This window comes from Chryseobacterium sp. NG-CE01 (genome assembly GCF_055695505.1).
In genome coordinates this window covers 3,798,644-3,821,088 of record NZ_CM146369.1, presented here as the reverse complement: position 1 = coordinate 3,821,088, position 22,445 = coordinate 3,798,644, and the positions used below count along the sequence as shown (strand labels likewise).

Below are 22,445 nucleotides of genomic sequence, written 5' to 3'. Positions count from 1 at the left end.
GTGTAAATAGCATCTTGCTAATCAGGATCGTTAATAGGATGCCAAATAATCATAGAAGAAGAGAATATTTAGAACCTATTAGCAATAGTCCTCTCCATTAAGAAAAATGATTTGAGAAAGAAAGCATGTAACATTGTACTAGAAAATAATTTTATTACATTATAAGATAATGCTAATTTGCATTGTGGTTTTCTAAGACACAGCATTATTTTTGATAATGGGAGATCGTGGAATAAACACATACAAAATCGTATTCAAGGTTAAAAAAAACTCCAAGGTTATTAATAAGACCATCTATTTGGCAGTAGGTCTGAATCGTGAAGGTAAAAAAGAAGTACTGGGAATGTGGCTCGGCAAGAATGAAAGTTCGAGCTTCTGAATGGGGGCTTAGCGGATCTTAAAGCTCGTGGTGTAGAGGATATCCTGATCACTGCTACCGATAATTTAAACCGATTTACCCAGATCATTCGTTCTGTTTTCCTGAATCTCAAACCCAAATTTGTGTGGTCCATCAAATCAGAAATGCCTGCAAATATGTGGTCTGAAAGATAGAAAAGAGTTCTCTGCAGACATGAAGCTTATTTACACCGCCCTTACAAAACAGGCAGCGAAAGCAGCTCTAAATGATTTTGCGGAAAAATGGGAATCCAAATGTTCCTATGCCATTAAATCCTGGAGGGATAATTGGGATGAGCTAACTGTGTTTTTTGAATTTCCTTTAGAAATCCAAAAATCATTTATACCACCAATTTAATTGAAAATCTTAACGGCAAAATCCGAAAATACACCAAAAAACAAAATGTCTTTTCCTACGGATGATGCAGTTTTGAAGTCTGTTTACCTTACTTTGAAAGAAGCTACCAAAAAATGGTCGGTACCCATTCAGAATTGCGGAATTGTTCTCAACCAATTTATGCTTATTTTTGAAGAAAGGCTCAGATTATAAAATCCAAGCCCTGACTTTTTAACTTACACACTTTATGGGAGAGTGTCAAAATTGAAGATTTGTGCATCGATATAGTATTCATCAGACTGAGTATTGAATTCCTATTATTTCTCACAAGATAGCACCTCCTTCTCCAGTTGCTTATTGCCCCACTGATGCAGATGTTTGATAAAGGGGATCAGCTCCATCCCGGTTTCGCTTAAAGCATATTCTACTTTAGGTGGCACCTCATGGTATACCTTTCTGGTGATTAACCGGTCGTCCTCCAGTTCCCTTAAAGTCTGTGTTAACATTTTGGTAGTGATATCAGGCAATGTTCTTCTCAGTTCCCCGTAACGCAATACTTCCTTGGAATTGAGATGCCATAAGATTCTTCCCTTATATTTACCTCCAATTCTTTTAAAAGCGTAATCTACCCCGCATTGCTGATCGATTTCAGCAGTTGTCATTTTATTTTTCATCTTTTTATAAATTTAATGTATTGATTTTCAATGATACATACTTTTTAGTATATAGATTACCAAAAAGTACATACTTGTGACAAAGATATCATTAAATTAATTTTGTACCATCATTTTAAAAGAATTAAAGATGAAACAGTTAAATAAAAACAAAAGCAATTTTGAAAAAAATAAAACAATGAAAGCCGTACGTCAGCATGAGTTTGGAGGTCCTGAAGTATTGGTATATGAAGATGCTCCTATTCCGGAATTGCAAAAAGGAGAGGTAAGAGTAAAAGTACAGGCGATAGGCCTAAATCCACCGGACTGGTATCTTCGGGAAGGATACAAAATGTTACCTCCGGAATGGCAACCGAAAGTCCCTTTTCCCATTATTTTGGGTACGGATATTTCGGGCGTCATTGAATCGGTTGCGGATGATGTGGAAGGATTCTCGGTGGGTGATGAAGTCTATTCGATGGTGAGATTTCCGAGCTATGGCCCGAGCCAGGCGTATGCACAATATGTTAACGTGCCCGTAGCAGAAATTGCCCGGAAGCCGGCTGGTATCGATCATATTCATGCAGCCGGTGCACCGATGTCACTGCTTACCGCGTGGCAGTTTATGATTGAAGTAGGCCATGATGAGCAGAATCCTTTACAGCCTGACAAGCATATCCCTATTCCCCTCGAAGGTAAAACCGTGCTGATCAATGGAGCGGGCGGAGGAGTAGGGCATTTTGCATTGCAGATCGCTAAATGGAAAGGCGCCAGGGTCATTGCTGTAGCTTCCGGAAAACAGGAAGAATTATTACGGGAACTGGGCGCGGATGAATTCATTGATTATACAAAAACCAACGCCGACGAAGTGGTGAAAGATATAGATCTGGTCATTGATGCGGTCGGAGGCCCGAAAACAGGAAGATTTTTAAAGACATTGAAAGCAGGAGGTTCATTATTTCCGATCTTCCCCTTGGGGTTCACGGATCGGGATGAAGCAGAAAAATTAGGGATTAACGTATCGGCAATCCAGGTACGTTCGAACGGAAAACAGCTTTCAGAGTTAGCCACTTTGCTTGATCAGGGAATTATTAAAGTCGTTATCGACAGCATATTTCCACTTTCTGAAGCCCATCAATCGCATGAAAGAGCGGCCAAAGGGCATATTCAAGGGAAAATTGTTCTTACCGTAGATCAATAATTAAACTCAATAATCATAACAAAAGGCTTTCCGGGTTAAAGGAAGCCTTGTTTTTAACTTTAATCACATTCAATGAAAAATACACTGTCAGAAGACAAAATAATGCTTAAAGAACTTGTAGATCAGGTTTCTATTTTTGGGGATCAAAAAGATTTTAACAATCAGCTACAGCTTTTTACAGAACAGGCCATATCAGAAACCAGAAGTAATGGCAAAGTCATTATGGAATTAAAAGGACGTAAAGTCATGGCTAAGGCATTTGAAGAGTTTCTTAAGGACGTGGATACCATATACCATTTTAACGGACAGTCCATTTTTACGGTAAAAGGAGATGAGGCCACAGGCACCTGTTATTGCCTTATCACATTGATCCGTAATGTAAAAGATAAGAAGAGCAGGACTACTATTGGAGCTGTATACAATGATCACTATGTCTGTCAGGAATGTAATATCGGTGATTTCATGCCTAAGTACATGAAAAGCAATTGCCGCAATTGTGTATGGAAAGAATTTTCCAAGGGAAAAAAAACCATTTCATTAGCGACAATAGGAAAATCGGTATTCTCAAAAATCATCTCAAGTGATAATTTATCAGGTCTAAACAACATATGTGATATGTTTGGAGCATTTCATATAACGCTACGTCAAAATATCTGTGGATAGACAATTTCTTCATTGCTAAAGCAAATATATCATAAACGGCCATATCAGATCAATGGTTATTTCTAACCAAACTGATGATAACAACTAATTATTCTGGTATGTGCTAATCGGAATGTTTAGTGCCTTTGCTGATAAAATAAGTTGCAAGATCTGTATTAGAAAAGTTGGTAAGCCCTGTTTGTCTTAGTAGCGTAACCAATTGTCCACGATGATAGGTGGCATGGTTGATGAAATGCAGAAATGTTTCCCAAAATATCATCTGGCCCTGTTTTCCGGTAGGATATATAAATGTTATAGGATCCATATATTCTTCTTCCGGATAGTTTTCAATAACCATTTGTAAGTCGACCGATGATCTTTCCCAAACTTTAATCAGGTCCTCCCTGGTGCCTTGAAACGTCTTAGACAAATACACCGGATCAGATTCTTTGTTCCAAAAGTCAATCCATATCTTTTTTGCACTGACCATGTGAACAGCTGTTTCTCTGACACTGCTAAAGCTGCTTGAAATAGTTTGTGTCCATTGCTCTTCACCGATCTGATTTAACCATTCCATAATCATTGCATCAGTCCAATTATTGTAATTGACTAATGCTGTAAAATATTTTTTTGTCATTTTTTAAATTTTAAATGGATTAAAAGCAAGTTGTTGCGCATTTAGCATAACTTATTTTTTTTGTCCGTACACGATGATGGATGCTTTCTGAATGGTAGAAAAGAATAAATTGAATCCTACATAGGCCGGTGTGGCATTTTTATCCAGATCCAATGTTTTATTCAATGCATAGACGGTAATTAGATATCTATGGGCAGGACCGTCATTCGGTGCTGCTCCGGCATATCCTGGTGTTCCCCTATCCGTGTTGCTCTGGATGGCTTGTGCAGGCATGAGCTTGTTGGAAATATTTCCGGCGTCAGACTTCAGCTCGGTAACATTTGCAGGAATGTTGAAGACCACCCAGTGCCAGAAACCACTTCCTGTAGGCGCATCGAGGTCATACATGGTCACGGCGAAGCTTTTTGTTCCTTCAGGAGTATTTTCCCAATAAAGTTCCGGAGATTTGTTCTCTCCGGTATAGCCCATCCCGTTCAGATAGTGTTTGTTGGTAAACTGTCCACCCAGTTCTCTGCTTTTAAGTGTAAATGTTTGGGCGAATGTGGCTGTTGTAGCGATTACAGCCATCATGAATGTTAAGAATGTTGTGCTCATTTTTGATCTGTTTTAATTTGTTAAATGTCTTGTTATTAACACTTAACAAAGTTACAGACCTAAATTCGTGATCTTATTGAGCTAACGATCCAAAAAGTGTTGCTGGAAGCTCATTCTGAGAGTTGGTATTGTTTAGGGGTAACGCCATATACTTTTTTAAATGCCTGTACAAAGCTTGAAAGGTTTTCATAGCCCAGATCTTCGTAGATCTCACTGGCTTTCAATCCTTTTTGTTTCAGGAGTTCAGCGGCCTTCTGCATTCGGGACTTGAAAAACCACTGTTTGGGAGCATCATTGAAGATCTTGGTGAACTTTCTTTTGAATGTGGAGATGCTCATGTTACAGAGAAACGCCAATTCTTCCACGGTCACGCCACTGTCCATATGGATACTAACGATCTTTCTGATCAATGCATCTTCGTCCCATTCTTCGCACAATGATTTGAAGTAGAGGAGCAGGGACTTGTCCTGTAAAAGGTACATCATAAGCTCTTCAAACTTCAGGCGCAGAACATGGTCAGTATTCAAATTTTGGTTGCTCAGAGCAATCTGCAGACTGGAAATAAAGTTGTCGATATAATCATCTTTCTTAATTGATCTTGGTTCTACTTCAAGCTGATGATAACTCTTTACATTAGAATTTTTTGATGCCGGATAACTGTTAAAGAAGTCTTTGAAGACTTCTTTGCTTACAAACAGCAGGACACTTTTATACTGCCCATCCTGAGCCAGTTTCTCACTCATCAGGCAATTACCATAAGGCAGAAAAAAGAATGAAGTATTGTCAATGCCTTGCGTTCCGGATGCATAGCTGACCACCTTTTCACCTTCCAACAGGAAACTGAACAGATGCCAGTCCAAAATGATGCGGGATTTGATGCTCGGTTTCTTAGATTCATAAGAACATGCAAACACCTTCCTTTCGGCATTATTCTGAGAACTTAAGCCCTGTGGTAATAGGAGTTCTTGCATAACAAGAGAGATTTATATTTCTAATTAAACGGATCTTTCTGAATTACAAATTTGTCATGATGGGGTGTGTTCATCTAAAGACTTCTTGACTGCAATCACATCCTGATCACCATAATGAACGGCTGCTGATTGAAATTCCTGTAATGCGAGGTTTCCCATATCCCCGAGAATATTCTCCTGTTTTGCCAGATCAAGGTCTTTGGCCAGATGCTTGAGTGCAAAGGCTGCATTAAAATTTCCGCTGGTGAGGATATCGCCCTTGGCTTTTAAAAAGATATTGGAAAGGGCGCTGTTGTTAAGCAGAGTCAAAAACTTATCAAGTCCGATACCTTTGGACTCCGTTGCCAATACCGCTTCTGCGAATCCCTGCGTAAAAATGACCAGCAGGCTGTTGATGATGAGCTTTAGTTCATTTCCGGATCCTGACGGTCCAATGTATATTGACATTTTTCCCAGCATATCAAAAACAGGGGTTAACGCATCAAACACTTTTTGGTCTCCTCCGCCCAGAATGACCAGCTGTCCCTGTTCGGCCTGCATAACACTTCCCGACACCGGAGCGTCGATAAGTGTTGCGCCCTTTTCATTTACAATTTCCGTAAGGGATCTGTTGATGCCCGGCGATACCGTGCTCATATTGACGAATACTTTGCCTGAGATTTCTCCTTTAAGTAATCCGTCCGGGCCTGCAAAAATATCCTGTACTGCTTCATCATCAGAAACCATAATGAAAATGCAGTCACTTTCAGATATGAGCTCTACGGGGGTTCTTACTGCTGTTGCGCCTAAATCTACCAGCTCAGTTGATCTCTTAATTGTGCGGTTATAAACCATAACATCATGGTTTTGCTCTAATAGTCTTCTGACCATTGGTTTTCCCATCGTTCCTAAACCGATCCATCCTATATTCATTGCCATTTTATCTTTAAGTATTATTCTTTATTATTTTGCCTGTCAGCTTAAATAAGCCAACAGTAAAGATAGATGTTTTATTTGATGGAATAGACTGCCGGACGTTCGAAAAGTGTTGCCGGAAGTTCAGGAATGGTTATATTTATTGATATCAAACAACTCGAAATATTGGGTTTAATTGAAATTTTACAAAAGTAACATAAAATCGAACTCCGTCATATCTAGAACGAAATTGTGAAAGTATAAATGACTGAGGTGAAGAAAGGGATTTTCAATAAAATAAATATATCCAAATTGAAGTCATTAGCGACTAACCTCTATTAGTTCTATGATTCATATAGCATCGCACTTATTTATGTTGTTTGTGTTTCTTATAGGAAGTAAGTCAATGCCGATACTAATCTGATTTCCAACCAACGCCATCTCGCCATATCACGTAATCAGGGTTTTCATTTTCGATACGCTCGATATCTTCGACTTTGGCAGTACGGTTCAAATCATCAGAAGAAATAATGGGTAGGTCATATTCCACTCGTAGGGTATTCAATTGCTGTTTATCAATAACCGGATATATACTACCATCTGCATTAAGCTGGGTTCCGAATCGCTGAGGTTTGCCCTGAAAATACTGAATCCTGTCATAAAGGTAAGCCCAATGTTTTTTATTGATATCCCACTCGTTTTCAGTCATCATCTCAAAAAATGACCTCATAAAAGCGGGCTCGGCAATATCGTGTTGGGCGATCAGCCAGGCTGCCTCATTAGCTTCTCTTCCTACCTTAGAGATTCCGGGGAATCCTATCTCATTGATTATTTGTTTCAGTTCTGCGGCATTGGCTCTATGCACCGCTTCCATTTCAGGATGGTAGCCACCGTTTAATTGATTATTATTCAGTAGCCGTTCTCTTACAGCAAGGTCATTTTCTGCCAGACGAAGCAATCTTTCAGTGATGTTATGTAGATTCATTTGCCTACTTTATACTAATGTACAAATATTGAGATAATTATTTACTACACTTTATAAATAATCTTGCCACATTCGACTTGCCATTGTCGCGTATGATATTCATATGATTCTGAGACTTCAGCTTCTAAATAGCAAATCAGTTTTCAGACCTATCTATTTCTGTGCAAAATACATCAAATGTATGCATCAGCATATACTGTTTGATTACAGTATACATGGCAAATTTCAACTGTCATCTGGCTATTTGATCGCTTCGTGATTTTCTATAGCAAATCTATTCCGTTGTCCCTGCTGAAAAAAATCTTTTTGGGTATCCGTGATCGGAGCTCGCGGAGCCTCCGCAAAAAGATTTCAAGCCTCCATCAAGATGACTTCTTATTGTTTTTTTGGGAATTGATCCGGTTTTCATTGAGACTGCCTGAATGTGTTGATCCGCATAGAAAAGTCAGAAACCTCACAAGATGCAAATGCAGTTCATTGAAATTTTGATCCTTATGATTACCCTTGGTATCAGTCCGTATATCTGAAATAATGATAGAGCATTCATCATCAGATGTTATTATATCGATTTGACCAGATGATACAATTAAATCTGATACCATCCGTACAACAAATGATACGTTTTGGTAAACATAAAAAGTCAAGATTTCCTTCAAGCTGCAATCTACAGGTTTTAACAGCAGGTGCGGGAAAAACAGGTCTCCGCCGCACACGGAGCAATTCACATGAAATTCAATATTGTCAACGAAATTAAACTGAGCTATTCAAGAAAGGGAAATTGTGAACGGTCGATATCGTCATCAAGGGACGCGGTAGAGGTATTCAGGGCGCATTTTGATGCGGATGAGATGGATTACCGGGAATCGTTCTTTGCGTTGTACCTGAACCAGGCGAATAAAATATTGGGCATTAAGAAGATCTCTGAATGCGGGATTTCTTCGACGCTGGTGGATGTGAGGATCGTGATGCAGGCGGCGCTGCTTTGCAATGCGACGGCGCTCATTGTTGCCCATAACCATCCTTCAGGAAATTTGAAGCCTTCCTCATGTGACATCAAGGTGACTTCCCAGATCAAAGAGGCGGGGAAGATTCTCAATATTTGCCTGCTGGATCATGTGATCCTGTCGTCGGATTCGTATTTTTCGTTTGCGGATGAGGGGTTGATGTAATACAATCAAAATAGTATAATACGCCAAAAGTGAGTACAACCAACATATTAAAATATAAAAATATTCAACATGAACACCATTTGCAATCACACAGCACTTTCAGAAGTCAGTACTTTATTGGTACTTCGTCATCGTAATAACTCTGTCGGCATTGTTCAGGCGGTGAATCCGTCGGGAAATCTTATTGATGTGAAGCCTGACAGCAACAAAGTCGATACAGTCATTCGTGTCGATTCAGCGGAGCAGTCTTTTACGGACTTCTATTCAGATTTTTACCATCAGCTCAAAGATCCCTCCGAATATTCATTTTTTAAAGTCAGGGAATTTGAGGCGCACAAAACAGCGAAAGGTTTACAGGAGTTTATCAATGATTCATCGGATGATGAAAGGCATGATCTTAAAGCGTACGAAGTTTCTATTGAGGCGGTAGATCATGTCAGAAATAAGAAGTCTGCTGAAAGAGATTCTTCTGCGGTGAAGAATGTTTATGGCAACGCTTTGCCTATGATCAGTAATGGTTCCCAATATCGCTATCAGATCGAAGATGTTCCATGGGAAAAGATGGCTGAAAGTGGTCTTGATCGCGAGAAGTTGGAAGAAATCGGAGCTTTGGATGCGCTCTTGAAAGGCTATAAAACACCGATGCTGATTCCGGTACTTTTTAATGATGGGGCAACGGTAAGCCAGATTGATGCACGGTTGCAGTTGAGAATCGGTGATGATGGAGAATTGATGGTGAAGGTGCACCGCGTTGGTAAGAAAGTAGATTTCAGGAAGAAGTTCAAGGGGCATAAGTTTACAAAAGAGGATAGGGTCAATCTTTTGAATTCCGGGAATATGGGACGGGTAGTGGATCTTATTGATACAGTTACGGGCGAGATCACTCCTTCGCTGATAAGCTTGGACAGGCTGACCAATGAACTGATTTCTTTGAGAATGGAATTGGTGCGGATTCCTGAGGTGCTTTGCGGGGTGAGATTGGATTGGGAGCAAAAACAGGTGCTCCGTGAGGGAAAATCTTTGTTTGTTGAAAATATGGTATCGAAGAAAGGAACGCTTTTTTCTGCAACCGTGCAGTTCAATACGGATAGGCAGTGGGTGGAATTTTTGTTTGAGAATAAGTTTAGAAGCTCCGGTTTTAGCGGACTACCGCATTCTGAAAGGGAAGTTCCTGCATATTTCAGAGGAATTAAGCTTCGCAGGTGGCAGATGGAGAGGTTAAAGGCAGGAGAGACCGCCTATATCACAGGATTGGTGAGCAGAAAAGGAAAGACCTATCAGGGGCATATGAGTTTTGATAAGACGATAGGGAGGATAGTATTCTCATTTAAGAATCCTAATAAAAAATAGGAGGCCGTATATGTTTCGGAGAAGTCCGAAGTAAGCGAGTAGGTTAATTTGAATAGAATCTTTTACAACAACCCGCCAGGTCAATTGACTGGGCAGGTTGCTTGTTTGTATTTTAAAGTATTGGCTGGAGGAAAATCGGGGGGCAAAAATGCAATTCCTCCCTTTGGTCGGAAACGCATTTTTGCGGCGTTTGGAGCAACCCTATTTCTAAAACATTGCCGGTCGGGCTTTCCCATGTTTTTGAAAAAAGGTTGCGGGAAATTTGATTAATGAATCGACAGAGATTTCTTTATAATCCGAAAAGCACCCTTCAATTCATTGACTGAAAACAGCCATTTGCAGGGATAGTGAAAATAATTATTTTTCGGTCTGATTAAAAGTTCTCATCCTTCCGGGTGTTTTTGATTAAGGTAATTGGAAAGAATGGAAGTTTCAGGAATAAAGAATGCTTTCAAAGGAACAGGCCGCAGCCTCAATAAGATTTCAGGACAAAAAAATCATCATAATAAACACGACACGTTTTGTCGTATTACCGCAATAACTTCGCAAAAATAGTCAGGGAAACTTAGAGTTAAAAAGCGTGTGTAAAAACATGCTTCCTTCTACGTGACACAATACAGAGCACTGTACTTAATTAAATCATTAACAGATCATTTGTCACAAATAAAAGTACTATCTTAAAGGACAAAAAAATTAATATCCATGGAACAGAACAAGCCACTTAATCCTGAAGAAATTTTATCGTACAACAATGCTTTTACACAATCGCTCAAAGCAATGGGAGAGGTACTGCAAGCAGAGCGCTTAGCGATTATCAGGGAGGCAATGTATATCAGCAGGACAATAGAACGCCGTCTTCCCATAAAAGAGGAAGAATTATTTTCTAACGCAGCAGTAGACGGGCCCAATCCTCTTGCTGGTCTTTCACCCGGGGGCGCAAATGTAAAACCGGATGCTGAAACAGACTTTGCCCAAACCGATGACCATGGCGAGCCAAAAGATGATGATACATTGTACGATAATATCATCCAGGCATTAAAGCTTGCCCAGCTGAATACTGTTTCTGCCCAACAGCAGCTTTTCATAACAAGTATATCTGCCGTAACAATGGGAATTTCAGAAATTTATGCTGAGATTAATTCGGGTACACAAGAGCTGTCAGGAAGCCCAGGGAATCCGGTTAACCATCAATAAACAATTAACGGCAGCACTCCGCTGTCGTTATGATTATATTATACCCCTTTTAAAAATATTTAAAATACAACCGGATATAAGCGGTCGAACCAGAGGGATCATTACTTTTGCCAGGCTTATTGTACTTCAGAAATCAAGATATGTGGCGCGGTGTCTCGCATAACGTTTTTCTTCCTCAGAAAGTTGTCAGGTAAAGATAAGCAGCGTCAATACTTGCACCTAAGAGTAAATAAACACGACACCTTTTGTCGCATTACCGCAATAGCTTTGGAAAAACGGACAAGGAAACTTAGAGCAATCATACGGAAGAAGTACAGGTCTTTGCCAAAGCATTATTGTAGAATTTTCAGGGACCCTAAAAAAGCAGCACTTTGAAGTGAAATGCAGTTTCAGCCCGTATCAGAAGAAGATGAGAAAATGGATGTCTGGGAGCTAAAGATCCGGTCTGAATCTGAAATTCTCACAGAAGCAAAAACCGGGGAAAAATCGTTTTACCCATCTGGTCTGCGATCAAGCTTGAGAACATAGCTCAATCTGTAGCGTAAAACAAAAATCCTTGACGAAAAACCGAGGATTTATCTCTAAAATGAATGTTTGCACAAATTATTTTATGGTTACTTATTTATTTTGATCTATTTATGCTCACACAGCACCAACCCTTCTGTAATAAAAGCCCCGTAAGAAATTTTCAATCCTGCAAAATCAGGGTCATCCAGCCATATTTCCTCTACTTTGCTGATGTTGGGATTATCATGGGAAACGCCTTTCGCCGTACCGTTAAGGGCATATGTTTTTCCATCGCTGGCCCTACAGTAGATTTCTTTATAGCCAGAACAGTATACTTCAATTTCATTGACTGAAAAAGGCCATTTGCCGGGATATTCGTGTCGGGTATACCTGATCGTATTTTGCGGGGCAGGGTTTGTGCAGGAAAACAGCAGTAATAAAAATGGCAGATAAAGTATTTTCATTGATAATATTTTATTCAAAGGTACTGCTGGCTTTGTCATATTAATTACGGTTATCCGTAGCGCCGGATAGTATTATTGGTTATTATTCCTTCATAATAAATCCGCTTTCAGACATAAGGAAGGTCTGTGCTTCAAAGATGGATTTCATAATTAGCCACACGCGGTCAACCGTAGAATAGGTTCTGCTTTGATGTTCTTTCTTAATGGTCAGCATGCCGGTACAGGTAATACTGTCAATTTTCTTTTTTTTGTCTTTTACATACATAAGACATGCCCTGTAATCATAGCTTTTGGAAATGATTTTATAAGGCAGTTCTTTTTGTAAATCATTTCTAAAAATACTCCCGGTTTAACATTGTTCTTAAATTCAGAACTCAACTCTATAAAAATAACTAATACCGGTTTAACAAGCAGGATTTTGGGAACATTTCAAGAAGTATATTAGGAGCAGGTTATTTTTTTGATGGAGTGAAAGCTAATACTTTAACAAGTTAAACCATAGGTTATCGGGGAGACTTCGAAGCAACAAATAAAAGATGAACAAATTATTATCTTTTCAAAGGAACTTTAATTTTTATAACTCAAATGGTGTTACAAAGCTAATATTATCTTGATGGAGAAAGAAAGTTGAATTGCAGAAAATAACTTTTAAAAAAAATTATTTTTTGATCGAAACAATAATTTTCAATATTTCATCGTTAAATGAAAAAAACTAATAATTTTGAACCTCTATCCATCAGCAAAAATTGCTATTCTTAGATTTCAAAAAGTCATTCCAAATTAGTCAATTTATGGAAGTTTTTTAATAAAAACTCCTTGAAGAATATGTTGCGCAACAGAAAGGTAGGAAGTAGCCCGAAAACCTACCGCCGAAAGGAAAGTTTGAATTTCTCTGTTGAAATTTGACAAAATAAGTAGGGACATGAAAATATTAAATTCAATAACTATGAAAAAGAATTTTTTAGTGGGTATGTTAGGCTTAGCATCCGTATTTGCACTAAGTTCATTTGACGATGCTCAATCAGACGATTCAACCTCCCGTAAATTTTGGGGAAGTGAAATAACCGGATATGGCCCTTGCTCGCCAACGGGAGAAATACAGGCAGACGGTACGCCGGTATGTGGATGTGAAGTCCAGGTAACATATCATGTATTTTGGGTTGGTGTAAGCACACACACAGAAACAATGTACACTTCATGTTAGTAAACGAACATAGTAAAAAACAAGGGAAAAGAGCTGTGCTCTTTTCCTTTTTATTCTTCTCTTTGCTTTTTAAAAGTCAGACTTTTATTAGGAATTCTGATGAAAAGATTTTCGAAAATATCACCGTATTACACGAACAAAAAAACGTTGAGATTGATAAATCTAATTTTAAAAACTTTCCTTTTGATACTAACGATAAGATAGTTTATAATGGAAAATTATTGGATTTCTCAATAAGTCATGACACACTATACTTTTTTGATAAAGTAAAAGAAATTGAAGAAGTTCATATTTCAGGTGACAATTTGAATAATAAAAAAGAAAGAACAATAAATGGTAATGAATTAAAACGTTATTCAGCAGCAATATTTCCGAACAATTTAGTTGCAACGTTTATTCAGGTAGATGTAAAAAAGAAGACTTTTGTTAAATCAATTACTTTTTTTCCAGAGCCTTCGTCATTTCCTAATGAAATAAATGGCCGTATTGAAATTCAGATATTACCCAATGTAAATGGTTTTCCTGATAATGATAATCCTATTTTGTCATTTCAAAAAGATATTTCTGAAACTGTGCGGAAGAAATGGGATATCATTTTACCTAAGATTATTAAATATCCGGAAAATGGTTTTTTTATAACCTTTTTTTATAAGTCTGTTGATAAAAGAAGAACAGCCATTTTAAAACTTAACAAGGATACCTATTCATATTTTTATTATCCGCAGTCCAAAGAATGGAAAATGGCAACCTTTAACGGATACTTATATAAATTGAAAATATTGCAATAATAAACTATAACATGAAACTTATTTATGAAAACATACATCTGTATATTTTTTCTATGCCTGGTATCTTGTAAGGAAGAAAAAATCAATAATAAAAGCAGATTTAATCTAAAAAACAGTGATGAAATTTATAAAAAAATATCAAAAATACCTGACAATCAATTAACAAAAATAGAAATTCCAGAGTTTATCGATTTAGATACTATACATGGAGACAATAAAACTATCAGTATTACAATAAGGAATAAAGGCAACCGAAATTTAACTTCACTTACAATTAAACCGCCATGTTCATGTAATGAGGTCTCAAGGTACGATAGTGTTATGTTACCAAATACTTCGCAAACTTTTAGCGTTAACATGAAGTTTGAAAAGATAGGTAACTTTTATCAAGGTATTACGATTTATGGAAGTTTTTACCCTTACATAAAAAAAATATATGTTGAAGGTTACAGAAAAAAGTAAAAAATCTCAGTTACTATTTAAGGCAGGACCATCCTGTCTTTTTTTGCAGCTGTGAATAATGCAATGTTAATTTTAACGGAGTATAGAGAATGGAAAGATTGATATTTTATCATTAAAGTTTAGGTCTAGGCAGTCCAATTTCATGTTCCTGAGGGCATGTTTTCCTAAAAGTCATACTGACATCCTCTTTAATTTGACGGTGAATATCATATTGTTTTTCTTTATCGCAAGAATAGGATAATAGGTTAGGTTATTGATAAAGATAATACCATTGATGGTTGATCTTTATAAAACATTATATTTACTGCTTATTAAAAACTAATACTTATGAATCGTATAATATTAATTGGGAATGGTTTTGACTTAGCTCATGGAATGAAGACGAGCTATGGGAATTTTATAGATGATTATTGGGAGAATGCAATTGAAAAAATTAGAGCAAAACCTGATTGGGAAAATGGTTTTGAAAATAATGAATTTCATGTACAACCTCTTCCAGTAAGTTGGGATGGCAATAATAATTATGAAGCATTAAAAGACAATTTAAATAACATTAATACTAATCTAAACTTTACAAATGAATTTTTTGAAATTCTCAATAGAAATAAATCTTCACAAAATTGGGTAGATATTGAAAATGATTATTACTTTTTATTAAAAAACTGTTATAAAAAACCTTCAAGATACACGATAGCAAAACTAAATAAAGAATTTTCTAATGTCGAATCCCTATTAGAAAAATATCTAACAAAAGTTCAACAAGAATTTTCAAAAAGTTTTCCTATTACAGTTGAGCAAATGAGTTTTAAAAAATCAATATATGAAGTCATATATTCTGATTTTAATTTACGAGATTTTTCCGAATCATCTATTAATCATCTAACAGAACAAATTTTTCAAAACATTTATTCAAATATTAAAGATTTAGAAAAGGGTAATGTTCACATTCAAGATCTTAATTTGTCCGATAGAGAAACAAGATTATACAATGCATTAGGAGGCTTAAAGGACAAAAAAAGAAAAATAAAAGAATTATTAATATCGGGGACATCACCCAATTATTTTCGACATAGACCACAAGATGTATTGTTTGTTAGTTTTAATTATACATCAACTGAAACACATTATCATAACCCTCCAACGGATAGTGAATTTGGTAATGATATTTCTACTGATATAATTCATATTCATGGAATACTAAATAATAAATCAGACAATAAAATAATCTTCGGTTTTGGAGATGAAATAGATAAAGATTATTTGGAAATTGAAAACCTTAATGATAATGAATATTTGCAGAATATAAAATCAATGAAATATCTTGAAAGCGATTCTTATAAAAGATTGTTGGAATTTATAAACTCTAATAATTATCAAGTATTTATTTTTGGTCATTCTTGTGGTATTTCAGATAGAACTTTATTAAATACTTTATTTGAACATAAAAATTGTAGTTCTATAAAACCATATTATCGTACGAAAGATGATGAAACTGATAATTACAGTGAAATGATAAGAAATATTTCCAGAAATTTCACAGATAAAGCTTCAATGAGAGATAGAGTGGTAAATAAGGAATATACAGACGCATTATTTAGATAGCAAAATGGAGAACGTAATATTCTCCATTTTTATAGTTGCAATGTTGTTTAATTAATTTGGTATTAACTAATATATTATTATCTTATTTGTTTATAGTTCTTCCAATATTTCGTGATCGCTTCCGCTCTTATCTGCATTTACTAAATCTAACATCATATCTAAGAAACCAGTATTTTTATAAAAATAATTAGGGTTATCTTTTAATTTTTCTTCTACTGTATAAAAACCATAATTTGCATATTGCTCCATAGTATCAATTAGATAATCAACAGCTTTTCTTTCTGTCACTTCTCCCTTTTCAAGAGCAATTAAATCCAAGTCGTTAGTTTTTGCTATTAATGCAGTAAAGATATAATCCCTTAATTTTGGATAGGCTTTTCTAAATTTCTTAGAATCTAAGTTTCCCCAATACTGAATAGGTTGTCCTAATACTTTTGTGTCGCCAGCTAACTCTTTTCGCCCATCAGCATATAAACCAATAAAAAAAGCATATATGTAGAGCTCATAACCAGAACCAAATATTTTTCCTTTGCTTGACATTGATTCTACCGAACCTCCGCCATACTCAGTAAATTGTCGTAAAAGTATATCCTCAAAATGAGTTTCAAATTGTGGATTTCTTCTTGCCCACACATCGTATAAATTCTCTTTTGCCATAATTAATCTTTTATTAGAGTTAATTTAGTTTGAATAGTCGACAAATCTAAATTATTGAACGGACGTTGTTTTTCCATTCTATAAATTGTACAACTTTGGGCATCAATTTTATTATTATCTAAAATTCCATTTTCTGTTAAGAAACTTTTTGTAAATATTATACATTGTTTATTAATGTTTGAAATAACCTTAAAAAAGTCACTTTCTTTTTGTGGAGAAAAAGAACTTGTAGGAGCGTCAAAAATTAATGGATAATCATTCTCTCTTTTTAATGCAGTTAAATCTGATACAGCAAATAGAACCGACATGTACATTGTCGTTTTTAGAGCTTGATTAGGACTAGAAATAAAGACCTCATTTTTGTCTTGTAAAGCTATTCTTGCAGTTCCATCAGGCGCTTTAATTATTCTTAATATTCCGTAAAAACTATCAATATTAAGTTTTTCAAGATATTGATTAGCCTTATCTTCTAGTAGTGTTAAGAAATCTTGAGCATTTTTCTCTTTTGCATTTTTGAAAGCATTTTTAATTTTGTCCAATGCACTATGAATTTTACTATATGTAGCCGCCACAGAAGTTTTAGCCAAATTATTGTAAGCTTCTTGCTGTTTTTCTAATTCTTTCAGTATTTCACTTTCTTCTTTTTCAAGAAGAACAATTTGTTTTTCTGCTTGACTTCTATAATCCCACCAGTTTTTGATATTTTCATAAGCGTTTTGTAGTTGTTCTTCTGTTAACCCATCATTTTGAGCTAATAATTTCTTTTTATTTTCCTCTTCTATATCAATACTTTCCTGAATTTTATTTGCTTCGGCCTTTCTTGCTTCATTAAACTCAATAGTATCTCTTATTGTGTTTATTAATCCGTTTATTTCTGCTTGATTGTATTCTAAATTATTACTTTTCTGTTCTAATTCTCGTAAAAAATTATTTGGGAAAAGTTGTTTTTCTTCTACCTTTTCTTCCGGTTGCTGACTTTTTATTAGGTCACTAAGCTTATTAACCATAAATTTATATGGGTCTGTTCCCTCCTTTGCTTCTCGACCACAAACCTTGCAAAATTCATCTTTAATCATCTCTTGCATAGAGATTTTATCGGGAATATTAGGAGATAAAGGAATAATACCTTCGGCTATTTCTTTAGCTAATTCTTGTTTACCTTTTAGTTTATATTCTTCACGTTCAAGTTTTCTTTTCTCTTTACTGAACAGAGAAACTTTTTGTTGAAACGCATCAAAGACTGAAGAAAATCCACTGAGAATCCACATATTATCAAGAAGTTTTATAGAATATTCTTCGTTGATATGCTTTTCTGTTTGATTCTTTTTATCTCTCAATGATTTTAAACGTTCATTTATATCCCGTAATAATTCACTCGCTTCTTTACTATTTTCAATTTCATTGAGTTTTGTTGAGTAATTAGTTGCGTTTTCTCTATTACTTCTCAATCTCTGTCGAACGTCACTTAAATCTCTTCTTAGGGAATCTAATTTTGAACTTAATTCTCTTTCTTGCTCAGAGTTCTGTTTGTCTGATTTCATCGCTTTTTCAAATGCTTTTCGAGATTGGTATTCAGCATAATCAGTAAAACCAGAACTATCTTCCTCTCCACTATAGTAAGGTTCGAATTGTCTTATGTTTGAGAAGGTTTCAATCAGATAATTTAAAGCTTCAGGATTATTGAAAACATTAAGATTTTCTTCTCCTTTGAAAAGACAATACTTACGTATAGCTGCTTCAAAGCAGCGGTCTAATAATTTTCCTCCCTGAATTGGAATTCTTTCAGCTCCTTCATTTTCAAAGCCTTTGAATTGAAAATCATTTGTTTTTATTTCATTATTAGCATCTTTTGAAAACGAAAATGATTTTTCCACAATTTTTTCACCGTCGTGATCAAAAATCATAGAAACACGTAGAATTTCACTTTCAAATTCAGGTAACTCTAATATTTTCTTTTCTGAGATTAGGCGATAATCAAGATTTTGTCTTGAAGTATCAAACAACCATTCCAACGCCTCAAAAAAAGTAGTTTTTCCATCGCCATTATCTCCAATGAAAATCATTAATCCATCATCAAATTTAATGGTATTTACGCCGTAATAACTTCTAAAGTTTTCTATTGTGATTTCTTTGATAATCATAATATATTCTGATTTAGATAGTTAATTACTTCATTATAAGTTTCCTTAAAAACACCTTTATCAGAACTTCCAGCAACTCCCTCAATAATTTTTGCGACAGCTACAACAATTGGGTTTTCAGAATTTAAGGCATCTTCTACGGTAGGAAAATCCTTCGCATCAAATTCATAAAAAGAACTTAGTTTTTCGTCAGAAAGAACTAATTGCAACATTTTATCTTTATTATTCATTATAGTAAAGATTTAGATTATAATAATTCATAGTATCTAAAAGTATATTGATTGTATGAGAACTATTTTCTGAAAGCAAAGCAAAATTATTGACTCTTTCCAACTCCTTTTTTAACATACTTCTTTCCATTTTGTAGCTTTCACTGTTGGGATTTATTTCAGGAATCACAACTAAATCGTGTATATATGCAAACTGCTTATCAGGATGTTTCCTAAGTATGCGACCACGACGTTGTACAAATTGTCTGGGATTTCCAGTGCTTGCACAAAAAATAGCTAATTCAGAACGTGGTACATCAACTCCTTCATCCAAACATTTCATTGAAGTAAGTACGTCAATTTCTCCATTAGCAAATTGTTCTAAAACATATTCTTTAGCATTAGTTCCTGAAATAAACTGCTTAATTGTTGTTCGTTTATCAATATTCTTTACTGTTTCAGTAAAAACATCAATTAAATGTATAGCATCATTATCATTTTCTATTTCATCGTTATCTGAAAAATAATCTGTTTCAAAATATTCGTTCGGGTCGTTACCTTCAGGAACATAAACCAATGTATATTTTAAGTTGCCTTTCTTTTTGTATTGTTCTTTTAGAATATCGTTAAAGACAGATATTTTATTAGATGCTTTATGTATAATTCGTTTCCTCGCTAATAATAGTGCTGTTAAAATGGAATTTTTACTAAAACTGTCAGATTCACTTTTATAGAATTTTGATATTTTTAGTGATAACTCCATATAATCTCTCATTTCGGATTTTGTAAGAGTAACTATATGAGGGTAATAATAGTAACGACATAATACACCCTTATTTATGGCTTCTTCCATTGAATACTCATAAGTGTATTCATTTTCACTGTTAAAAAACGAGAGCAACTTTTTGTTTCCTTCTTCGTCAAATTGCCGTTCGGGTGTCGCAGATAGACCAATTCTTCGTTTACAGTTAACTTTTGACAAAAGTTTAAGTAAAGAGCCTGACCCCATATTATGGCATTCGTCGGCAATAAACAAGGTTTTGGCTGGCAACTGATTCAGCTCAGTAAAAATATTTTCTCTTGCAAAAGAAGAATACGTTGAAATTACAATATATGAAACTTGCTCTGTCGGAGAAAGTCGTTCTCGCGTCAAGATAGACGCAAAATCGTTTTTCCAACGACTTTTTGAACAAACCTTTACAATATTCGTAAAACTGAATTTTTTACATTCGTTTTCCCATTGATTAACCAATGTAATTGTCGGTACAAGAATTAATGCTTTATAATAGCCTGTTTTTTTATAAACCTCAAGCAAGCAATTTAAAGATGTAATGGTTTTTCCTGTACCTGTTGCCATTGCAAACAATCCTTGTTGATTGTTATTTTTCCAATTATTAAAAGCTATATTTTGATATTCTCTTGGACCTTCTGCATACGGAAACTTTGGTTTTCTCGAATTTTTGTCAATAGCATCGTAAAGCTTAACAATAGTTTGTTTTAGCTTGTTATTTTTAATAAGACCTCTTTTCTTTTCAAATAGCTGTTCTTCTTGAACAATTAACTCATCAATACTTTTATTATCAAACTTATCTCTAATTGCAACTTCTATTTCATTTGCTGACAAATATTCAACATCTTCGTCTTGTTCAGAAAAATAACTATCAATTGCCTTTAGTTGTTTTTTGACTAGTTTATTTGACCTCTCATCTTCCCAATCTAAAAACGCTTCTAATTCTTCCAAATTTTCAGACAAACCGAATAATGTAAAATTACAAGAAGCTTTATATCCTACAGAATTTTCTCCATCACTAAAAACTCCTGATTTATAATGGGCAATTCCTCTATTTTTTTTAGGTTTTATTACTTTGATTTCAATTCGTTTTTCAGCAATCAGATATGCCAAACATTCAAAGAAATGGGTATCGTATTCATCAAGTACTTTTTCAAGAGAAACGACATCTGATAAATCAAATACATTATTCAGATTATCAGAGTTTTGTCCTTTTTTAAAAGCTTCTTTGTCTTTTTCAGACAGCAAATGATTGATAACCATCCGCATTTTCCCGCCTTTGCTTATGAATGTAGCAAAACCAACAGACAGCAAATTAATAGCTGCTGAACTAAAATAGCCTAACAACAAATGAAATTCAGAACTGTTAGCTAAACCATCTAAATAAAATTGCAGAGGCTCATTTTCAGTTCCAGTCTTATAATCTCTATCTATTGACCAGTCACAATCTTTAAGCATTTCCTACCATCGTTTTAGTTAATTCAGAAATCGTTTTAGCAACTATCTTTATTTCTTCTTCTGTGTTGAATTTTCCTAATGAAAATCTAAGTGAAGCAAAAGCATCATCAGCACTTAATCCCATTGAAGTCAAAACGTGTGAAGGTTCAACAATTGCAGACGTACAAGCCGAGCCATTTGAAACAGCGATGTTTTTCATTCTGCCAATCATCACATTGGCATCTTGACCCTTAAAACAAATATTGCTGACGTTATAAACTCTATTCTCACTACTTCCATTTACAAACGTATTAGGAATTTTAAGTAATTCTTTTTCTAATTCATTCCGTAATTTAGCAACTTTATCAGCATCTTGTTTCATTTCTTGTTCGGCAATTTCACAAGCCTTTCCAAGTGCTATAATACTTGGAACATTTAATGTTCCACTTCGCAAACCATTTTCGTGTCCGCCTCCGTGTGTGCACGCAGAAAGTTTAATTCCTTTTTTCACATACAAAGCCCCAATTCCTTTAGGTGCATACATTTTATGTCCGCTTAAACATAAAATATCAATACCGAAATCATCTACACTGATTTCAATTTTTCCAACAGCTTGTGTTGCATCAGTCATAAACACTGCCCCAAATTCGTGTGTAAGTGAAGCAATTTCTTGTATTGGTTGAATAACACCTGTTTCGTTGTTTACAAACATTATACAAACCAACGTTGTATCTGAACGAAACGAATTTTTCAATTCGTTCAAATCAATCAACCCATTTGGTTGAACCGATAAGTAAGTTATTTCGTAACCTTGACCTTCAAGGTGTTTGCAAGTATCGAGAACTGCTTTATGTTCTGTTGAAACAGTTATTATATGCTTTCCTTTATCTGAATGATTTTCTGCAATTCCTTTTAAAGCAATGTTGATTGCTTCGGTTGAACCACTTGTAAAAATAATTTCTTTATCATCTGCATTGATTAAATCTGCAACTTGTATTCTTGCAGATTTTACTGCATCATTTATAATTGTTCCAAAATAGTGTGTGCTACTTGGATTGGCAAAATTTTCTTTTAGAAATGGAAGCATTGTATTTAGTACTTCCGGGTCTATTGGAGTGGTAGCATTATAATCAAGATATATAAATTGCATATGAATTAAGA

Annotated in this window: 22 protein-coding genes and 1 pseudogene; 10 read left to right on the top strand and 13 right to left on the bottom strand. The window is 35.2% G+C overall.

Annotation, left to right across the window (positions count from 1 at the left end; genetic code table 11):
* Positions 1–247: 247 nt before the first annotated feature.
* Positions 248–946, top strand: a pseudogene (locus tag ACYT6F_RS17510) (IS256 family transposase); the annotation flags it as partial.
* 104 nt (positions 947–1,050) lie between these two features.
* On the opposite strand, the gene ACYT6F_RS17505 reads toward ACYT6F_RS17510, so the two are convergent.
* Positions 1,051–1,407, bottom strand: coding sequence for a winged helix-turn-helix transcriptional regulator (locus ACYT6F_RS17505; protein ID WP_472598909.1), 357 nt, complete (start codon positions 1,405–1,407; stop codon positions 1,051–1,053).
* A 130-nt stretch (positions 1,408–1,537) separates the two neighbouring features.
* On the opposite strand from ACYT6F_RS17505, the gene ACYT6F_RS17500 reads away from it, so the two are divergent.
* Positions 1,538–2,587, top strand: a complete 1,050-nt coding sequence (locus tag ACYT6F_RS17500; protein ID WP_472598908.1) for an NADP-dependent oxidoreductase — start codon at positions 1,538–1,540, stop codon at positions 2,585–2,587.
* A 72-nt stretch (positions 2,588–2,659) separates the two neighbouring features.
* A complete protein-coding gene (locus tag ACYT6F_RS17495) occupies positions 2,660–3,250 on the top strand; it encodes a nuclear transport factor 2 family protein (RefSeq protein WP_472598907.1) in 591 nt (196 codons plus the stop codon).
* A 103-nt stretch (positions 3,251–3,353) separates the two neighbouring features.
* Here the strand turns inward: ACYT6F_RS17495 and ACYT6F_RS17490 are convergent, their stop codons facing one another.
* From ACYT6F_RS17490 to ACYT6F_RS17470, 5 genes are all read right to left on the bottom strand, one after another.
* On the bottom strand, positions 3,354–3,866 hold the full coding sequence (locus ACYT6F_RS17490) for a DinB family protein (RefSeq protein ID WP_472598906.1): 513 nt from the start codon (positions 3,864–3,866) through the stop codon (positions 3,354–3,356).
* Positions 3,867–3,917: 51 nt separating this feature from the next.
* The gene (locus tag ACYT6F_RS17485) at positions 3,918–4,460 is read right to left on the bottom strand and encodes a YbhB/YbcL family Raf kinase inhibitor-like protein (RefSeq protein WP_472598905.1); all 543 of its coding nucleotides are present in this window, start codon (positions 4,458–4,460) and stop codon (positions 3,918–3,920) included.
* 110 nt (positions 4,461–4,570) lie between these two features.
* Positions 4,571–5,431: a helix-turn-helix domain-containing protein gene (locus tag ACYT6F_RS17480; protein ID WP_472598904.1), complete on the bottom strand. Its 861-nt coding sequence runs from the start codon at positions 5,429–5,431 to the stop codon at positions 4,571–4,573.
* A 54-nt stretch (positions 5,432–5,485) separates the two neighbouring features.
* Complete coding sequence (locus ACYT6F_RS17475; protein WP_472598903.1) at positions 5,486–6,349, bottom strand: NAD(P)-dependent oxidoreductase; 864 nt, start codon at positions 6,347–6,349, stop codon at positions 5,486–5,488.
* A 391-nt stretch (positions 6,350–6,740) separates the two neighbouring features.
* Positions 6,741–7,310 carry a DUF6624 domain-containing protein gene (locus ACYT6F_RS17470; RefSeq protein WP_472598902.1) on the bottom strand — a complete coding sequence of 190 codons (570 nt, stop codon included), beginning with the start codon at positions 7,308–7,310 and terminating at the stop codon, positions 6,741–6,743.
* 725 nt (positions 7,311–8,035) lie between these two features.
* On the opposite strand from ACYT6F_RS17470, the gene ACYT6F_RS17465 reads away from it, so the two are divergent.
* The 3 genes from ACYT6F_RS17465 to ACYT6F_RS17455 all read left to right on the top strand — a co-directional run bounded on the left by ACYT6F_RS17465 (position 8,036) and on the right by ACYT6F_RS17455 (position 11,023).
* On the top strand, positions 8,036–8,479 hold the full coding sequence (locus ACYT6F_RS17465; protein WP_472598901.1) for a JAB domain-containing protein: 444 nt from the start codon (positions 8,036–8,038) through the stop codon (positions 8,477–8,479).
* A gap of 69 nt (positions 8,480–8,548) precedes the next feature.
* Complete coding sequence (locus ACYT6F_RS17460; RefSeq protein ID WP_472598900.1) at positions 8,549–9,829, top strand: DUF3945 domain-containing protein; 1,281 nt, start codon at positions 8,549–8,551, stop codon at positions 9,827–9,829.
* A 702-nt stretch (positions 9,830–10,531) separates the two neighbouring features.
* A complete protein-coding gene (locus ACYT6F_RS17455; RefSeq protein ID WP_472598899.1) occupies positions 10,532–11,023 on the top strand; it encodes a hypothetical protein in 492 nt (163 codons plus the stop codon).
* A 632-nt stretch (positions 11,024–11,655) separates the two neighbouring features.
* On the opposite strand, the gene ACYT6F_RS17450 is transcribed toward ACYT6F_RS17455, so the two are convergent.
* The gene (locus tag ACYT6F_RS17450) at positions 11,656–11,994 is read right to left on the bottom strand and encodes a DUF2511 domain-containing protein (protein WP_472598898.1); all 339 of its coding nucleotides are present in this window, start codon (positions 11,992–11,994) and stop codon (positions 11,656–11,658) included.
* An 82-nt stretch (positions 11,995–12,076) separates the two neighbouring features.
* On the bottom strand, positions 12,077–12,259 hold the full coding sequence (locus tag ACYT6F_RS17445; RefSeq protein ID WP_472598897.1) for a hypothetical protein: 183 nt from the start codon (positions 12,257–12,259) through the stop codon (positions 12,077–12,079).
* Between the two features lie 705 nt (positions 12,260–12,964).
* On the opposite strand from ACYT6F_RS17445, the gene ACYT6F_RS17440 reads away from it, so the two are divergent.
* The 4 genes from ACYT6F_RS17440 (at position 12,965) to ACYT6F_RS17425 (ending at position 16,050) form a co-directional block, all read left to right on the top strand.
* Positions 12,965–13,198, top strand: coding sequence for a hypothetical protein (locus tag ACYT6F_RS17440; RefSeq protein ID WP_472598896.1), 234 nt, complete (start codon positions 12,965–12,967; stop codon positions 13,196–13,198).
* Positions 13,192–13,986, top strand: coding sequence for a hypothetical protein (locus tag ACYT6F_RS17435; RefSeq protein WP_472598895.1), 795 nt, complete (start codon positions 13,192–13,194; stop codon positions 13,984–13,986). Before ACYT6F_RS17440 ends, ACYT6F_RS17435 begins: the two co-directional genes overlap by 7 nt.
* Positions 13,987–14,010: 24 nt before the next feature.
* Positions 14,011–14,448: a DUF1573 domain-containing protein gene (locus ACYT6F_RS17430; protein WP_472598894.1), complete on the top strand. Its 438-nt coding sequence runs from the start codon at positions 14,011–14,013 to the stop codon at positions 14,446–14,448.
* Between the two features lie 327 nt (positions 14,449–14,775).
* Complete coding sequence (locus ACYT6F_RS17425) at positions 14,776–16,050, top strand: AbiH family protein (protein WP_472598893.1); 1,275 nt, start codon at positions 14,776–14,778, stop codon at positions 16,048–16,050.
* Positions 16,051–16,140: 90 nt separating this feature from the next.
* Here the strand turns inward: ACYT6F_RS17425 and ACYT6F_RS17420 are convergent, their stop codons facing one another.
* The 5 genes from ACYT6F_RS17420 to ACYT6F_RS17400 are packed head-to-tail and all read right to left on the bottom strand — an operon-like array spanning position 16,141 to position 22,434.
* Positions 16,141–16,707, bottom strand: a complete 567-nt coding sequence (locus tag ACYT6F_RS17420) for a hypothetical protein (RefSeq protein WP_472598892.1) — start codon at positions 16,705–16,707, stop codon at positions 16,141–16,143.
* A gap of 2 nt (positions 16,708–16,709) precedes the next feature.
* Positions 16,710–18,848: an AAA family ATPase gene (locus ACYT6F_RS17415; RefSeq protein WP_472598891.1), complete on the bottom strand. Its 2,139-nt coding sequence runs from the start codon at positions 18,846–18,848 to the stop codon at positions 16,710–16,712.
* Positions 18,845–19,078, bottom strand: a complete 234-nt coding sequence (locus tag ACYT6F_RS17410) for a hypothetical protein (protein WP_472598890.1) — start codon at positions 19,076–19,078, stop codon at positions 18,845–18,847. The genes ACYT6F_RS17415 and ACYT6F_RS17410 overlap by 4 nt, the downstream gene beginning before the upstream one ends.
* Entirely contained in the window at positions 19,071–21,305 is a 2,235-nt protein-coding gene (locus ACYT6F_RS17405; RefSeq protein WP_472598889.1) for a DEAD/DEAH box helicase family protein, read from the bottom strand. Before ACYT6F_RS17405 ends, ACYT6F_RS17410 begins: the two co-directional genes overlap by 8 nt.
* Positions 21,298–22,434: a cysteine desulfurase family protein gene (locus ACYT6F_RS17400; protein WP_472598888.1), complete on the bottom strand. Its 1,137-nt coding sequence runs from the start codon at positions 22,432–22,434 to the stop codon at positions 21,298–21,300. Before ACYT6F_RS17400 ends, ACYT6F_RS17405 begins: the two co-directional genes overlap by 8 nt.
* Positions 22,435–22,445: the final 11 nt, after the last annotated feature.

Excerpts from the sequence above, each read along its gene's own strand:
- ACYT6F_RS17505 (WP_472598909.1), bottom strand. The coding sequence starts at position 1,407 with ATGAAAAATAAAATGACAACTGCTGAAATCGATCAGCAATGCGGGGTA.
- ACYT6F_RS17500 (WP_472598908.1), top strand. The coding sequence starts at position 1,538 with ATGAAACAGTTAAATAAAAACAAAAGCAATTTTGAAAAAAATAAAACA.
- ACYT6F_RS17495 (WP_472598907.1), top strand. The coding sequence starts at position 2,660 with ATGAAAAATACACTGTCAGAAGACAAAATAATGCTTAAAGAACTTGTA.
- ACYT6F_RS17490 (WP_472598906.1), bottom strand. The coding sequence starts at position 3,866 with ATGACAAAAAAATATTTTACAGCATTAGTCAATTACAATAATTGGACT.
- ACYT6F_RS17485 (WP_472598905.1), bottom strand. The coding sequence starts at position 4,460 with ATGAGCACAACATTCTTAACATTCATGATGGCTGTAATCGCTACAACA.
- ACYT6F_RS17480 (WP_472598904.1), bottom strand. The coding sequence starts at position 5,431 with ATGCAAGAACTCCTATTACCACAGGGCTTAAGTTCTCAGAATAATGCC.
- ACYT6F_RS17475 (WP_472598903.1), bottom strand. The coding sequence starts at position 6,349 with ATGGCAATGAATATAGGATGGATCGGTTTAGGAACGATGGGAAAACCA.
- ACYT6F_RS17470 (WP_472598902.1), bottom strand. The coding sequence starts at position 7,310 with ATGAATCTACATAACATCACTGAAAGATTGCTTCGTCTGGCAGAAAAT.
- ACYT6F_RS17465 (WP_472598901.1), top strand. The coding sequence starts at position 8,036 with ATGAAATTCAATATTGTCAACGAAATTAAACTGAGCTATTCAAGAAAG.
- ACYT6F_RS17460 (WP_472598900.1), top strand. The coding sequence starts at position 8,549 with ATGAACACCATTTGCAATCACACAGCACTTTCAGAAGTCAGTACTTTA.
- ACYT6F_RS17455 (WP_472598899.1), top strand. The coding sequence starts at position 10,532 with ATGGAACAGAACAAGCCACTTAATCCTGAAGAAATTTTATCGTACAAC.
- ACYT6F_RS17450 (WP_472598898.1), bottom strand. The coding sequence starts at position 11,994 with ATGAAAATACTTTATCTGCCATTTTTATTACTGCTGTTTTCCTGCACA.
- ACYT6F_RS17445 (WP_472598897.1), bottom strand. The coding sequence starts at position 12,259 with ATGTATGTAAAAGACAAAAAAAAGAAAATTGACAGTATTACCTGTACC.
- ACYT6F_RS17440 (WP_472598896.1), top strand. The coding sequence starts at position 12,965 with ATGTTAGGCTTAGCATCCGTATTTGCACTAAGTTCATTTGACGATGCT.
- ACYT6F_RS17435 (WP_472598895.1), top strand. The coding sequence starts at position 13,192 with ATGTTAGTAAACGAACATAGTAAAAAACAAGGGAAAAGAGCTGTGCTC.
- ACYT6F_RS17430 (WP_472598894.1), top strand. The coding sequence starts at position 14,011 with ATGAAAACATACATCTGTATATTTTTTCTATGCCTGGTATCTTGTAAG.
- ACYT6F_RS17425 (WP_472598893.1), top strand. The coding sequence starts at position 14,776 with ATGAATCGTATAATATTAATTGGGAATGGTTTTGACTTAGCTCATGGA.
- ACYT6F_RS17420 (WP_472598892.1), bottom strand. The coding sequence starts at position 16,707 with ATGGCAAAAGAGAATTTATACGATGTGTGGGCAAGAAGAAATCCACAA.
- ACYT6F_RS17415 (WP_472598891.1), bottom strand. The coding sequence starts at position 18,848 with ATGATTATCAAAGAAATCACAATAGAAAACTTTAGAAGTTATTACGGC.
- ACYT6F_RS17410 (WP_472598890.1), bottom strand. The coding sequence starts at position 19,078 with ATGAATAATAAAGATAAAATGTTGCAATTAGTTCTTTCTGACGAAAAA.
- ACYT6F_RS17405 (WP_472598889.1), bottom strand. The coding sequence starts at position 21,305 with ATGCTTAAAGATTGTGACTGGTCAATAGATAGAGATTATAAGACTGGA.
- ACYT6F_RS17400 (WP_472598888.1), bottom strand. The coding sequence starts at position 22,434 with ATGCAATTTATATATCTTGATTATAATGCTACCACTCCAATAGACCCG.